This window comes from Rhodococcoides kyotonense (genome assembly GCF_001645385.1).
Classification (GTDB): Bacteria; Actinomycetota; Actinomycetes; order Mycobacteriales; family Mycobacteriaceae; genus Rhodococcoides; species Rhodococcoides kyotonensis_B.
The window spans coordinates 1-14,564 of sequence record NZ_LVHI01000027.1; the positions used below are offsets into that span (position 1 = coordinate 1).

The 14,564-nt window shown below is 66.0% G+C and carries 13 protein-coding genes and 1 pseudogene; 11 read left to right on the forward strand and 3 right to left on the reverse strand.

Going from position 1 to position 14,564, the window contains the following annotated elements:
* The 3 genes from A3K89_RS19490 to A3K89_RS19500 all read left to right on the forward strand — a co-directional run.
* A partial coding sequence (locus tag A3K89_RS19490) for a carboxyl transferase domain-containing protein (RefSeq protein ID WP_302050741.1) occupies positions 1–708 on the forward strand: 708 nt, incomplete at its 5' end.
* Positions 705–956: an acyl-CoA carboxylase epsilon subunit gene (locus A3K89_RS19495; protein ID WP_068429532.1), complete on the forward strand. Its 252-nt coding sequence runs from the start codon at positions 705–707 to the stop codon at positions 954–956. The genes A3K89_RS19490 and A3K89_RS19495, both read left to right, overlap by 4 nt.
* Before the next feature lie 5 nt (positions 957–961).
* On the forward strand, positions 962–1,585 hold the full coding sequence (locus A3K89_RS19500; protein WP_068429534.1) for a Maf family protein: 624 nt from the start codon (positions 962–964) through the stop codon (positions 1,583–1,585).
* Here A3K89_RS19500 and A3K89_RS19505 read toward each other — a convergent pair.
* Both A3K89_RS19505 and A3K89_RS19510 read right to left on the reverse strand, forming a co-directional pair.
* Positions 1,571–2,017, reverse strand: a complete 447-nt coding sequence (locus tag A3K89_RS19505; protein ID WP_068429536.1) for a flavodoxin domain-containing protein — start codon at positions 2,015–2,017, stop codon at positions 1,571–1,573. The two genes, A3K89_RS19500 and A3K89_RS19505, sit on opposite strands and share 15 nt — an antisense overlap.
* Before the next feature lie 63 nt (positions 2,018–2,080).
* Positions 2,081–3,406 carry a hypothetical protein gene (locus A3K89_RS19510; protein ID WP_068429537.1) on the reverse strand — a complete coding sequence of 442 codons (1,326 nt, stop codon included), beginning with the start codon at positions 3,404–3,406 and terminating at the stop codon, positions 2,081–2,083.
* Positions 3,407–3,573: 167 nt separating this feature from the next.
* On the opposite strand from A3K89_RS19510, the gene A3K89_RS19515 reads away from it, so the two are divergent.
* Positions 3,574–4,893, forward strand: a complete 1,320-nt coding sequence (locus A3K89_RS19515) for a glycosyltransferase (RefSeq protein WP_068429539.1) — start codon at positions 3,574–3,576, stop codon at positions 4,891–4,893.
* Here A3K89_RS19515 and A3K89_RS19520 read toward each other — a convergent pair.
* A complete protein-coding gene (locus A3K89_RS19520) occupies positions 4,874–6,223 on the reverse strand; it encodes a hypothetical protein (RefSeq protein ID WP_157105387.1) in 1,350 nt (449 codons plus the stop codon). The genes A3K89_RS19515 and A3K89_RS19520 overlap by 20 nt on opposite strands.
* Positions 6,224–6,774: 551 nt before the next feature.
* Here A3K89_RS19520 and A3K89_RS19525 point away from each other — a divergent pair.
* The 7 genes and pseudogenes from A3K89_RS19525 to A3K89_RS19555 form a co-directional block, all read left to right on the forward strand.
* A complete protein-coding gene (locus tag A3K89_RS19525; RefSeq protein WP_068429540.1) occupies positions 6,775–8,211 on the forward strand; it encodes a condensation domain-containing protein in 1,437 nt (478 codons plus the stop codon).
* Between the two features lie 46 nt (positions 8,212–8,257).
* Positions 8,258–9,700 (forward strand): condensation domain-containing protein, encoded by a 1,443-nt coding sequence (locus A3K89_RS19530; RefSeq protein WP_068429541.1) that lies wholly within the window; start codon positions 8,258–8,260, stop codon positions 9,698–9,700.
* A 3-nt stretch (positions 9,701–9,703) separates the two neighbouring features.
* A complete protein-coding gene (locus A3K89_RS19535; RefSeq protein ID WP_068429543.1) occupies positions 9,704–11,095 on the forward strand; it encodes a condensation domain-containing protein in 1,392 nt (463 codons plus the stop codon).
* A gap of 50 nt (positions 11,096–11,145) precedes the next feature.
* Entirely contained in the window at positions 11,146–12,042 is an 897-nt protein-coding gene (locus A3K89_RS19540) for a sulfurtransferase (protein WP_068429548.1), read from the forward strand.
* Positions 12,043–12,072: 30 nt separating this feature from the next.
* Positions 12,073–12,486, forward strand: coding sequence for a SufE family protein (locus tag A3K89_RS19545; protein WP_068429544.1), 414 nt, complete (start codon positions 12,073–12,075; stop codon positions 12,484–12,486).
* Between the two features lie 173 nt (positions 12,487–12,659).
* Positions 12,660–14,114, forward strand: coding sequence for a condensation domain-containing protein (locus tag A3K89_RS19550; protein WP_068429546.1), 1,455 nt, complete (start codon positions 12,660–12,662; stop codon positions 14,112–14,114).
* 145 nt (positions 14,115–14,259) lie between these two features.
* Positions 14,260–14,564 (forward strand): annotated as a pseudogene (locus tag A3K89_RS19555) (biotin carboxylase N-terminal domain-containing protein); the annotation flags it as partial.

Genomic DNA, 14,564 nt, shown 5'->3' on the forward strand with positions numbered 1-14,564 from the left:
GGTATCGTCGCCAACCAGCCCACCCAGTTCGCCGGCACCCTCGACATCGACGCCTCCGAGAAAGCCGCACGCTTCGTCCGCACCTGCGATGCGTTCAACGTCCCCATCGGTATCGTCGCCAACCAGCCCACCCAGTTCGCCGGCACCCTCGACATCGACGCCTCCGAGAAAGCCGCACGCTTCGTCCGCACCTGCGATGCGTTCAACGTCCCCATCATCACCCTCGTCGACGTCCCCGGCTTCCTCCCCGGCACCGGGCAAGAGTTCAACGGCATCATCCGCCGCGGCGCGAAGCTGCTCTACGCCTACGGTGAAGCCACGGTCGGAAAGATCACCGTCATTACCCGCAAAGCCTACGGCGGCGCCTACGACGTCATGGGCTCCAAGCACATGGGCGCCGACGTCAACCTCGCCTGGCCCACCGCCCAGATCGCCGTCATGGGCGCCTCCGGCGCCGTCGGCTTCGTCTACCGCAAACAGCTCCTCGAAGCGGCGAAGAACGGCGAAGACGTCGACGCGCTGCGCCTGAAGCTGCAGCAGGAATACGAAGACACCCTCGTCAACCCGTACGTCGCAGCCGAACGCGGCTACCTCGACGCCGTCATCCCACCGAGCCACACCCGCGGACAGATCGTCTCCGCACTCCGCCTGCTCGAACGCAAACAAGTCACCCTGCCCCCCAAGAAGCACGGAAACATCCCGCTATGAGCGAGAACACCACAGAGGCCATCGATGCACAGGCCGTACAGGAGGTGCAGGCGGCTGTCCGCGTCGTGAAGGGCAATCCTTCCGATCAGGAGATCGCAGCGCTCGTGACGGTTCTGGCTGCGGCCGCCGGGTCGTCGGCACCACCGGCGGACACTCGTCCGCGCGAACTGTGGGGCACGCCCGCGTCGATGCATCGGACGTTCGGACCGTTCTCTCCGTACTCGTACGCGGCGTCGCAGCGGTACTGACCGCAGTGACGCGTTTCGTACTGGCATCGGCGTCGCCCGCACGCCTGGAGGTACTCCGGCATGCGGGCGTCGAGCCGGTCGTTCGTGTGTCGGGCGTCGACGAAGATGCGCTGACGGCCGAGCTCGGTGACGATCCTGCACCCGACGACGTCGTGGTGACGTTGGCGCGCGCGAAAGCCGAGGCCGTCCTCGAGGAATTCGACGACGCCGTCGTCGTGGGGTGCGACTCGATGCTGTCCATCGGCGGGGTTCTGTACGGCAAGCCGCACACCGTCGACGTCGCTCGTGAGCGCTGGGCGCTCATGGCAGGCAAGTCCGGTGATCTGCTCACCGGCCACGCGGTCGTGCGCGTCTCCGGTGGTCGTGTGGTCGCGGTCGCTGCCGAATGCAGCTCCACGACAATCCATTTCGCCGAACCGTCGGCCGGGGATCTGGAGGCCTATCTGGCGACCGGAGAACCGTTGTCGGTCGCGGGGGCTTTCACGCTGGACGGGCTCGGCGGTTGGTTCGTCGACCGGATCGAGGGAGATCCGTCCAGCGTCATCGGTATCGGTCTGCCGCTCGTCCGTCGGCTGCTCACCGAAGTAGGAACGTCGCTGGCCGACATCTGGTCGTCAGCCGACCAGTAGCCCACTGAGCTCGCGTGCCCATTCCTCGGCCTGCGCCTTGGGCTTGACGTTGGAGCTGCTGTCGTGACGCGCGTGCTCGTGCACCTGCTCGGCTCCGAGTTCGACCAGCTTCTCCGCGATGATCTCGCCGCCGCGGTTGAAGGTGTCCTCGTACACGCGGTCTCCGAGACCGAACAGGGCGAAGCGAAGACCCTTCAGGTCCGGCGCGTCCTCGTCGAGCGCCTCGTAGAACGGCACGGCTCCGGTCGGCAGTTCACCGTCGCCGTAGGTCGAGCAGATGATGACGTGGAAGTCGTTCACGTCGATGTCCGAGACCTCGTACTCGAGCATGTCCCGAACCTCCGCGTCGTGGTCCGACAGGACCTCCGCGATCTTGTCCGCGACTTCCTCTGCTGTTCCGGTCTCAGAACCGAACAACACGACTACTGCCATGTTCCAACCCCTTCTCGAGCGCACTAGCTTCATCCACAGCGGAATCGGTGGACAAGCATAGCCTCACCAGAACTCGGGAGTCAGCTCCCATCGATGGCATTCTGCGTCGACCAACGCGCGCAGATGTGAGCGCGTTGGAAAGCGGTCGGGATCGAGACCGGTGACGCACAACGTGGCGCGCTCGCCCGAGGTGTTCCACCAGACGCTGACGCCGCCCTTGGTTCGACGCAGCAACTCTGCGGTGGTGTTCTGGGTGATGGATCGCATCGCGACCGACCGTGCGTCGACGTCGCCGATTCTGCGCAGCATCTCCCCTCGCGACCCGAGATTGGAGCACAGGCACAGCGGCGCGGTCCCCGACGCTGCCGCCTTCTCGACGATCGCGTCGGGCAGCATCTGCATCAGCGGCTTGGTGAGCTCGAACGTCGATCGGGTCGCGTCGGACAACGTGGTGAACGCCGCCTTGCTGTCCCGGCGAATGGGCCCGAGATCGGTACGCCATCCTGCGCCGCCGTCGACGCGGATGGACACACCGGACGTTGCGTTGGCGCGTAGGTCTCCCGGCACCCGTGTACTGACCGGGAGGGCCACCTTGACCGTCTCGGACTCGTCGACGCGGCCGCTGGACGTCAGAATCCCGAGTGCGACTGCTACGAGCAAACTGTTGGCGCTACCGCCGACCGCTCGGGCCGCTTCGTTCCATCGAGCGGTATCGCAGTCCACGACGACGGTGCTCGGAACGAACGGCCCCGTGATGGATGTCGCAACCGCAGACACGGACGTCCGGGCGACCGCGGTGTTGCGCTTCCTCTTCGCGAAGTCTCGCGCAGTCCGTCCGACAGCTCGGACTGCACCCGTCGCCACCGCAGCGATCTGACCGACCGCGTCACGGACGTCGTGTGTACCCGCGTGGTCCCAGGCCGTCCGGAAGTCGTCGGGCTCGTCCGGGCCCGCAAGCGCCGCGATGGCCGACGACGTCAGCGCACCCCCGTCACCCACGACGTGCGATGCCACGAGCGACACGACGCTCCCGCCGTCGTCGAGCCTCGCGGTGGCGAGCTGCCACACCGGGCCGTTCACCGGATCGAGCCGGACCGCCGCGCGCTGCTGCATCCACTCGGTGACGTCGGCTCCGGCGACGACCGCGGAATCGACGAGCAGCGGTAGCGACGGAGCGTCCGCACGCACCCACTTGTCACGCGCACCGGGAACCGAGACGCGGTGGACGGTCCGGTTGATCGGGCCCGAATCGAGGCGCAACCACATCTCGTTCAGCGCTGCGTCGGCGACAGGTCGATCGAACCGCCACACGATCTGATTGACGACAGGTACGTCGAGAACGCATTCCATACGGAGGAACAGATCGTCGTCGTAGGTGAGTCGATTCACGCGAGAAAGACTAGCGTCGATACCACGACACCGCTCGGCCTGTGCGTGCGTTCACCCAAAGATACGCTGGCCGTTGGCCTTACACCCAGCTCGCGCACATACTGATAGGTTGCGAGGCGCGTCGGCACACTGCCGCACCACCGCGCGCCGGCCGAAGGGATACGTCGATGAGGTTCGTCCTGCCGTTCACCGGAAGTCGCGGTGACGTGCAACCGGGTCTCGCGCTCGGCATCGAACTGGCGGACCGCGGTCACGACGTCGTCTTCGGCGCGCCGCCCAACCTCCTGGCCTTCGCGACCGCGGCGTCGTCACGCGTGTCAGCCGGACCGGGCCGAATCACGGTGCGCGCGTTCGGCCCCGACACCAAGGCGGTACTCGAATCCGAACTGGTGCGGGTGCGCTTGAAGTCGCGCAATCCCCGTGTGCGGTTCGCCGCACTGGCCGAACTGGCCAACCTAGGCTGGGACGAGATGGTGTCGGAGCTCGCGGAGATGTCCGGCGGCGCCGACGCCCTCGTCACCGGGACCCTCGGCCAAGAGATGACGTTCAATATGGCTGAGGCGCTGGGTGTTCCGTTCCTGGCGCTGCACTACTGCCCCGTCAGACGCAACGGCTCGATGTCGGTTGCACCCGGCAGGCACCTGCCCTCCGTCGTCAACAAGGCGACGTGGTCGCTGCTCGAGACGATGCGGTGGCGGTCGATGCGTCGGCGCGAGAACGCGCAGCGCACGGCGCTCGGCCTCCCCGACGCGACGCAGGCATTGCCGGAGCGCATCGCGGCGTACGGCGGCATCGAAATACAGGCGTACGACGGAGCGCTGTTCCCCGGCCTCGCCGAGGAATGGGCTTCGACGCGGCCGTTCGTCGGTTTCCTCGAATTGTCCTCGGCTCGAGCGTCTCTCGGTGCCGACGTCGGCGACGGATCACCGCTGCGCCGCTGGATCGACGCAGGCCCTCCCCCGCTGTACGTCGGGTTCGGGAGCATGCCCGTGCCCGATCCCGCGTCGTTGGTCGATCTCGTCGCCGACGCGTGTGACCGCACCGGACAGCGCGCGCTGATCAGCTCGGGGTGGAGCGCCCTCGACGAGAGCATCGACGACGGATCGCCGGTCGCCATCGTCGGGCCCGTCGACCATGCATCCGTGTTTCCGTTGTGCCGTGCGGCGATTCATCATGGCGGGGCCGGCACGACCGCGGCGAGCATCCGCGCGGGCCTGCCGACGATGGTGTGCTGGTTCAGCGCGGATCAGCCTTTCTGGGGTGCAGCTCTCGTCCGGCTGGGCGCAGGAGTGTCCTCCAAGTTCTCGCGCCTCGACTGCCGCGAACTCACCGAGGCGATCCACTCGTTACTCACCGACGACACGGTCTCGGCAGCCGGCGCCCTTGCGGCCGAAGCGATTCCGGCCCAGCAGGCACTGAGCACGGCTGCCGACCTCGTCGAGTCCGCCGCCGACGGGAGCAGCTCGATCACCAGAACCGGCAGGTGATCTTCCACCGCCGGAGAACGTCGGCGACGATCTCGCGCATCTGCTCGTCGCTCGTCATCCGATCGGGATCCATCCCGTGCACCGTGATCGTCACGGAATCCGCTGTTTCGGTGGCCCACGCCGTCGAGCCGCCACCGAGCGTCCTGGCGAAGGCGGCGTCGGCACCGTGGAACGTCGCGCGCGCCGCGACGCTGCGCGCACGGATTCCTCCCAGTGTCGTCACGTCGTCCGGCAGCCGACCGAGACTGGAGCACAATCCTTCCGAACCGTCGGACGGCTGCGGCAGGCGCGACACGACGACATCGGGAAGCATCTGAACGAGCGGAAGCGGTATCGCCGCGGCAGTGGAACCACCTTCTCCCGCGGCCTGACGCGCTGCGAAGTCGACGAACGCCGTCTTGCTCGCTTTCCTGATCCGTGTCAGATCACGGTCCTCGGTGCTCGCGACGGGCACCGACACCGGCACGATCTTGGTCGAGTTGGCCGACACGTCGTCGATGTCGCGGGTGCTGTACGGGAGAGACCATCGCAGCTCGTCGCCCGGCTGCGCTCGTCCTGCGACTTCCGACACGGCGGTCAGGACGCCGATCAGGAGCGAGTTGGAGGTCCCACCCCACTCGGCCGCGGCCGCATTCCACTCGGCAGCAGGACATTCGACGACGACGTACGGCGGGCTCCACGCTTCGGTGTTGGCTTCGACATCGCTGCGACGCGGCTTCTCGCGCGCAGGCGCGGGCGGCGTCGCGTCCCCACCCCGTACGGTCGACACGAGCTTCGACGCCGCCCACGACGCGATCGGCTTCATCTGCGCCACGGAGTCGGAGACGTCGTCGATGATCCCTCGGACGACGGATGGCTCGACGCCCAGGTCGGCGGCGCACACGCTCGCAGTATCGCGGTTCGCCTGCCGGACGGCGGCGATCGTCGCAGCGCCGTCCGCAACCATGTGCGAGCACACGAGCGAGAGGACCGTTCCGCCGCCGACGACGGGTGCCGTGGACAACTGCCACCCCAGTCCACGTTCGGGATCGATGTCCTCGCTGATCCGTTGCTCCGCCCAGCACCGGATGACACTCGGGTCGATCGGAACGGAGGCACGGTCGATCGGCAGCGCGTCCGCCGACGCCGTCCACCGATGTCGCGCAGTGGGTAGAACCGGTGCGCTCACCGTGCGCGACAGCAGTCCCGCGGACAGATTCCGGTGGAACGAATCCAACGCGGCGCTCGGTAGTCGATCTTGAAACCACCACACCAACTGATTGAAGACTGGATTACCGATTCCGTGATGCATTCTGAGGAATAGGTGATCGGCGAATCCGATTCGAGTCATCGGCAAAATGTACTACAGCGTCTCGCCGAAATGCCTCCGGAGATTTCGTCGCGCGAATAACGCGCGCCCGGATATCACGTCGCAGACATACAATTCGGAGCTGCGCATCGGATGGATCGGTGGTCCGCGGAATTATGTGACAGGTCCTCGCACCGAAGACCTCGGGAGAGTGACCCTCGACTCTGCGATCGGCGAAATTTACTGTCCGTTAACCTGTTTCGGACTGCCGAAAGCGCTTCGTGGGCGGCTGCACCACTCGCTGGAAGGGTCAAGCTTTTCGTTCCGTGACGAACAACACTCTCGTGCGATGCGAATTATGCACCCGCTCGACTTAGTGTGTTCGTGGATCGCACGTCGTGAACGCCGATCGTTCACGGCTGATTCGTGCACGTCGATTGATGAAGAACCGCATTCGGCCGCGTCGGGGCGAATCGAATGCATATCGACGAATACGACAGGCTTTCGGACCACCGCCACGCTTTCAGACCACTGCCACGCTTTCAGACCACTGCCAGCGACGACTGGCCTAGCTCGGAATTGGACGACACCCGATGGAATACACCGAACTGGCCGATTACCCGTTGCCCGCCGGGCGACTGAGCGAATGGGTTCCCCGAGTGGTCGACGAGGCCGCGTGGCGTCAGGACGATCGCGGCATGTCCTTCACCCACGAAGACCACGCGGGCCGCGGCAACGACGGCTCGTGGATCGGCACGGTGTTCGAGATCCACCGTCGCTACGATGTCGAGGCCGTCAGGCGCACCATCGTCGCGTACATCGATCGGCACGAAGCGTTCCGCACACGCGTCGAGCGCAACGCCGATTCCGGGGCGTGGCATCGCTACACGGTTCCCGTCGGTGCAGTGACGGTCGCCGATCGTCACGACGAGAAGCCGAAGTCCGAGACGCAGGTCTTCGAGCACCTCGAGTCCTGGTTCAGAGACGTCGTCTCGCCCACGACGTGGCCGCACTTCGTGCTGGCGACGGTCGTACCGGAACCGCACGTCGCAGCCAGCGCGCCTCAGCAGGACAAGTTCCTCGTGATCTTCGCCGCCGATCATTCGGTGATGGACGCGTACAGCCAGATCTACGCCATCAACGAAATCGACCGCCTGTACGCACAGGCGTTGGACGGCACCGAGCACAACCTTCCCGCCGTCGGCAGCTACGTCGACTTCTCGGCGAGCGAGCGTCTGCTCGGAGAGTCACTGACCGCCGAGCACGACGCGGTCCTGGCGTGGGAGCGTTTCCTCGCAGCCGAAAACGGCCGCTTCCCGTCCTTCCCGCTACCCCTGGGCTCCGGCTCCGCCCCCACGAACCTCGCGACGCGCCAGAGCAGCGTCTCGTCGTGGTTGCTGACCACCGCGCAGGTCGAGAAATTCAACGCGGTCTGCAAGGCGGCGGGCCACAACATGCAGTCCGGTGTCCTCGCCGCACTCGCACTCGTCGGCGCACGATTGAGCGGCAACGACAAGTTCCGCACGATCATGCCCATGCACACCAGGTCGGAGGAGCAGTGGGCTGCGAGCGTCGGCTGGTACGTCGGCATCCTGCCCATGCAGATCGACCTCGGCGACGCCGGAACGTTCGCCGAAGCGCTCGACTGTGCAGCGCGAGCAGGAAAGGAACACCGAGGTCTCGCGTCGGTCCCGTACTCGCGTGTCGCGTCGTTGCTGACGTCCACCGAGGTCCCGCGCTTCGTCGTCTCGTACATCGACCTGCGCTTCCTCCCCGACGCCGAGGAGTGGCAGGAGCGCAAGGGTCGCGCACTCCGTAGCGAGTGCCACGCCGAGGACGAGGTCTACTTCTGGGTCAACCGCACCCTCCAGGGTCTGAACATCTCGACGCGTTTCCCGAGCGGAGACATCGCGGCCACCAACGTCCACCGGTTCATCGCCGAATTCGTCTCGGTCCTGATGGCGGTCATCGAAGAGCCGACACACGAACTCGACGCGATGGTCGAGACCGTCGGAGCAGTCGGCGACTGAGTCGTCGCACCCAACCGACCAGCCACCAGGAGGAGAGAACGCACGCATGATCATCACCGCGATGAGCAACTGGAAGCCCGCACCCGGACTGCTACTGGAGTGGCATCCGACGCCGGAGGCTCTGGCTGCGGCGGGATCGGCGCCCGTTCACCCGGCGCCTCCGTCGTTCCTCCAGGAAGACCACCTGCGTGCGGTCGCCGCGGCAGCGGCGCGCGGCGACGATCATCATGCGTACACCGGTGTAGCCACCGAGATCGACGGCGTCCTCGACCGCGACGCGCTCTCTCGCGCACTGTCCGAGTACGTGCTGCGGCACGAGCTACTTCGATGCTGGTTCGACGTCGAGGACGGCGCCGTGACGCGCCGTCTGGGTTCCTCGGACGTCGCGTCGTTCGCGCCGTCGGAAGCGGGCACGTTCGAGACGGACGCCGAGTTCCAAACCTACGTCCGGGCCCGGTTCGGCTGCGAGGCAACGCCTTTCGAATGGCCCGGTTTCGTCGTCGGCGCGGTCGAGCGCGCAGGCAGCTTCACGCTCTACTACGCGGCCGATCACGCGTTCACCGACGGCGGTTCGCAGGCGCTCGTGATCAGCGAACTCGCCGATCTGTACGCACTCGAGATCGGCGAATCGGTTCCTGCACCGGCCGAGGCGGGAAGTCACCTCGACTACGCAGTCGACGAACGTGCTCGCGCAGCGCACTACGGTCCGACGTCGCCGGAGATTCTCGCGTGGAAGGAGATCTTCGCGAAGAACGCGGGCAAGATGCCACGATTCCCACTCGATCTCGGCCTCGCGGACGGCGAACGCGGACCGGTCAGGATCGTCGAGCGGTATCTGCTCGATGCCGACGCCACGGCAGCCCTCGACCGGGCGTGCAAATCCGCGGGAGCTCGCATCAGCAGCGGCGTGTTCGCCGCTGTCGCGATCACGGATTACGAACTCGCCGGAGTACGGGACTATTTCGGCATCACCGTACTCAGCACGCGCCATCTCGGTGACTACGGCCAGTCGCAGGGGTGGTTCGTGAACTTCGCACCTGTCGCGTTTCCCGTCGGCGACGCGTCCACGTTCGCCGACGTCGCGGTTCGAGCCCACGATGCGTTCGAGAAGTCCAAGCAGATCGCCGCCGCCCCGGTGCACGCGGTGCTCGGCGCTCTCGCGGCCGACGGAACCCTGGGCAGCGAGCTCGCCGTGAGTCCGAACATGCTGTCGTACATCGACTTCCGGTGGTTCCCCGGCGTCGGACGTTCCGCCGACGCCCGAGCCGAGCACTTCACCGGCGAAGGCACCACGGCGAACGCGTCCATGTGGATCAACCGCGACGCCGATCACTTCTATCTGTGCGCGCAGGTTCCGGACAATCCCGTAGCGGCGGCATCCGTCGAGCGCTACCACGCACACCTGCAGACGGTGTTCGACAGCATCGCGCGAGACGGCGATTACACGATCACGGTGCCCGAGGGCGTGGCGGCCGTCGCGGGGCGCTGAGCAATGCGCGTCACGTCGATCACCGAATACGTCGGAGCTGCAGGCACATACCTCGAGTGGCCGGTGTCGATCGGCGATGGAATGCACTCCGACGTCGCACCGTCGTTCAACCAGAGTTTCCATCTGTCGGCCGCACTCGGAACCGGCGCCGAGGACACGACGACGGTGTGGATCGCCGTCGCTTTCGACGTGCCGGGACGCATCGACGTCGACGCCTTGTCCTGGGCGTTCGAGCAGTTCGTCGAACGACACCCGGCTCTACGCACGTCCTTCTTCGCCGACGACACGGGAGTTCGACGTCGCGTCCACGCCCCGTCCGAGGTCGAGGCCGGTCACCCGCAGCGGACGCCGATGCTCGACCCGTCGGAGCTCAGCATGCACGTGCGTGCGCGCATGAACGCCCTGTGCCACCCGTCCCGCAGCCCGTCGTATTCGCTTGCCGCCGTGGACCGTCCCGATACGTCGACGATTCTGTGCGGATTCGATCACGCTCATGTCGATGCCATGTCGATGACCGTGGCCGCCGAGGAGATCGCAGCGCTCTACGCATCCCGGCGTACCGGGCGGCCGCATGCACTCGAAACGGTGGGCAGTTTCGTCGAGTACTGCCGTGGTGAAGCCGACACGCCCGCAGCCGATCTCGCGGATCCGCGCGTCGCCGACTGGGCCCGGTTCGTCGACGAGTGCGGCGGCACCACGCCTGCGTTCCCGTTCGATCTCGGTGTGCCGCTGGGGCAGTCCGCACCACAGGCCACCGCCGTGCACACCATCGCGTCCGCTGACCGGGCCGAGCGTTTCGAGGCCGGCTGCCGTGACCTCGGCGCAGGAATGTTCACTGGTGTCGTCGCTGCGCTGGCGCAGGCGTCGTCGAACATCGGCGGCCCGAAGCGCTTTCCGCTTCTCTTCCCACTGCACACGCGTCGAGACCCGCAGTGGGCCCGAGCCGTCGGCTGGTTCACGACGAACGCACCCATGACCGTCACGGTAGGGACCGATTTCGACGAAACGGTCACGAACGCCCACGCGTCGTTCCGCGCCGCGCTTCCCCTCGCGGCGGTACCGATCCCCCGCGTTCTCGAGGCTCTGGGCGAGAAGTTCCGTCGTACCCGCAACGACGTGTTCATGGTGTCCTACATCGATTATCGCGGCGTGCCTGGCGCAGATTGCGCACGCTCGAACGCGCACCACATCAGCAACGTCACGACGGCCGACGACGCACAGTTCTGGGTGTCGCGGACGAGCAACGGTCTGTCGCTCCGTTCACGATTCCCCGACACTCCCGAAGCCAGGCGCGTCGTCGAGAACGTCGCGACCGAACTCGCCCAGGTGCTCGCTGCACATGCCGTCACCACTGCCGACGTGGACGAACTCTCACTAGTCGGACCGACAGCCTAGGATCGAGAAGAGACAGTTCGGTTCCGATGACCCGTAGGAGCGAAGAAGACGTGCCCGTAGCAGCAGACCCCACCCCGACGTTCGGCGACTATGCGCACCCGGACCGCCTCGTGTCGACCCAGTGGTTGAACGCCCACATCGGCACGCCCGGTCTCAAGGTCGTCGAATCCGACGAAGATGTTCTTCTGTACGACGTCGGCCACATCCCCGGGGCCGTCAAGATCGACTGGCACGTCGATCTCAACGACCCGGTCACCCGCGACTACATCGACGCCGAGCAGTTCGCGGCGCTCATGAGCCGCAAGGGCATCTCGCGCGACGACACGGTCGTCATCTACGGCGACAAGAGCAATTGGTGGGCCGCATACGCACTCTGGGTCTTCACCTTGTTCGGCCACGAGGACGTTCGCCTGCTCGACGGTGGTCGTGACGCTTGGCTCGCCGAGAACCGCGAGACCACTCTCGACGTCCCCGAATACCCGGCCACCGACTACCCGGTCTCCCCGCGCAACGACGCTCCGATTCGCGCGTTCGCTTCCGACGTGTTGTCGAGCCTGGGAACCGTTCCTCTCGTCGACGTGCGGTCGCCGCAGGAGTACACCGGCGAGCGCACCCACATGCCCGACTATCCAGAAGAAGGCGCGCTGCGCGGTGGCCACATCCCGACCGCCGTCAGCATTCCGTGGGCCAAGGCTGCAGCCGGTGACGGTCGCTTCCGCAGCCGCGCAGAGCTGGACGACATCTACTCCGACGTCGTGACGCAGGACGAAGTCATCGCGTACTGCCGTATCGGTGAGCGTTCCAGCCACACCTGGTTCGTGTTGACGCACCTGCTCGGCCACGAGAATGTCCGCAACTACGACGGCTCGTGGACCGAATGGGGCAACGCCGTGCGCGTGCCCATCGCCCGGGGCGACGAGCCCGGCGACGCACCTACGACGTCCTAGAACGAACTGCTGGAACGAGAGCCTGAAGTCATGTCGGATCTACCCGAATCGTTGGCCGAGATCGTCGAGGATTTCTCGGCGGTCGACGGTCAGGACAAACTGCAGCTGCTGCTCGAGTTCAGCCGTGAGCTTCCGCCGCTGCCTGCCCACCTGGAGCAGGCGGCGATGGAGCCGGTACCCGAGTGTCAATCCCCGTTGTTCCTGTCCGTCGACGCCGACGACCGTGACAGCGTCAAGCTGCATTTCAGTGCGCCCCCCGAAGCGCCCACGACGCGAGGATTCGCGTCGATCCTTCATCAGGGCCTCGACGGGCACAGCGCGAGAGAGATCATCGACGTTCCCGACGACTTCTATCTCGCGCTCGGACTGGGCGACGCCGTCAGTCCACTCAGGCTGCGCGGGATGTCGGCGATGTTGACGCGCATCAAACGGCACCTGAAGTAGCAAAGCCGTGTGCAGGACGACCCCGTGTACCTGTTCGGGGTCGTCTTGATCGATACACCTGCCGATCTGTATGCTCGTCGGCGGTTCCGTGTCCAGCACAGTCTTCCGTGGCACTGCTCATCTGTGGCTCTGCCTCGTCGGTGCACTCGTAGTGAGAGTTGAGTTTTCGTCGGATGGAGTTCACCGAGCTGGCGGATTACGCCATTCCCGCCGGAACCATCACCGAGTGGATCCCCAGCGTGGGTCCGCACGCAACCACTCCTGCACTTGCCGGATGGCGGCCGGACGACCGTCCGACGTCGTACGTCCACGAGGCACACCTCCGCACCAGCCTCGCGAGCCCCAGGCGTGGACGGGAGAGCTGGCTCGGTGCCGCATTCGAGATGCCAGGCCCACTGAACAAGCCTGCGTTCCGTCGGGCCGTGCTGGCGTGGATCGACCGCCACGAGTCGATGCGGTCGCACGCGTCCATCGACGAGGAACAAGGAACGCTTTCGCGCGTCACCGCGGCCAAGGGTGCCGTCGACATCTGGCAGGTCGAGCAGGAGCCGTGCCAGCAGTCGAGCGAGGTCTTCGAGCACCTGCACTATCTGTTCGACGAATACACCTCCCCACTCGCCTGGCCTGCCTATGCGTTCGTGACGCTCGAGCCCCTGCCGTCGGACGGCGCATCCGGCACCGAGGGCAAGGTCGTCGTTTTCTTCGCCGCGGATCACTCGATCATCGACGGCCTGTCGACGGTCCTCGTCGCACACGAGATCACCGCGCTGTACACGGAAGCCACGGGCGGCCCGCCCGCTGCCTTGTTCGAGACGGGCAGCTACCTGGACTTCGGCGTGTCCGAGCGCAAGGTGCATGCGGAACTCGAGCACACGCACGATGCCGTCGTCACCTGGAGGCGGTTTCTCGACGAGGGGCACGGCGAGCTGCCGGCGTTCCCGCTCGACATCGGTGAGCCGAACAGCATCACGAGCCCGCAAGGAGGTCTCTCGGCGTGGATTCTCGACGCCGAACGCGCCGACGCGTTCTCGGTGGCGTGCCGCAAGACCGGGCACAGTTTGTTCTCGGGCTTGCTCGCGTCGCTCGCGGTGGCGAGCGCAGAACTGTCCGGTGAGACCGAGTTCCGAACCATCACTCCGGTGCACACGCGAGACCAGCCCGAGTGGGTGTCGTCGCTCGGATGGTTCGTCGGGCTGTGCCCGCTCTCGATCGACATCGCCGACGCCGACTCCTTCGGTGCCGTCGTCGCACAGGCGACCGAACAGGTGACGACGACGAAGCCGATCGCGCGTGTGCCACTCGATCGCGTCTTCCGCGCTCTCGGCACGTCGGCGACGCCTCGTTTCGTCGTGTCGTTCATGGACGTGCGCTTCGCTCCGATGGCCGAGCACTGGCACGACTGGAATGCACGAGCGCTGCGTAGCAAGCAGTACGAACACAATGTGTACATCTGGATCAACCGGACGCCCCGCGGCGTGAACATCGCTGCTCGCTACCCCAACACGGAGTTGGCGACGGCGAACGTTCACCGGTACGTCGGTGCACTTCGGCGCGTTGTCGACGAAGTGGTCGACACCGGCACGGCTTCCCTGCCCACCCGAGCAGGGCCCATTGCTACCAATCAGTAGCGTTCGTCGGGATTTTTGGGGAGCTTCCCGATAACCGCCATCCAGTTTCGGATGCAGGAGTGTCTGTGCTTACACTCCGAAGAGACGTCCGTACATCGTGTCGCAGTGATCTTCGCTCGAACAACTTGAAACCACAGGAGGCTCAGTGCCCAGCCATGCCAGTGCGCGTATCACCAAGGTGCTTGTCGCGAACCGCGGCGAGATCGCAGTCCGGGTGATCAGGGCTGCAGCGGACGCCGGCCTCACCAGTGTCGCTGTCTACGCCGAACCCGACGCGAACGCACCCTTCGTGCGCTTGGCAGACGAGGCCTTCGCCCTGGGCGGGCAGACCTCCGCCGAGTCCTACCTCGTGATCGACAAAATCTTGGACGCCGCGAAGAAGTCCGGCGCCGACGCCATCACCCCGGCTACGGCTTCCTGTCCGAGAACGCCGAATTCGCCCAGGCCGTC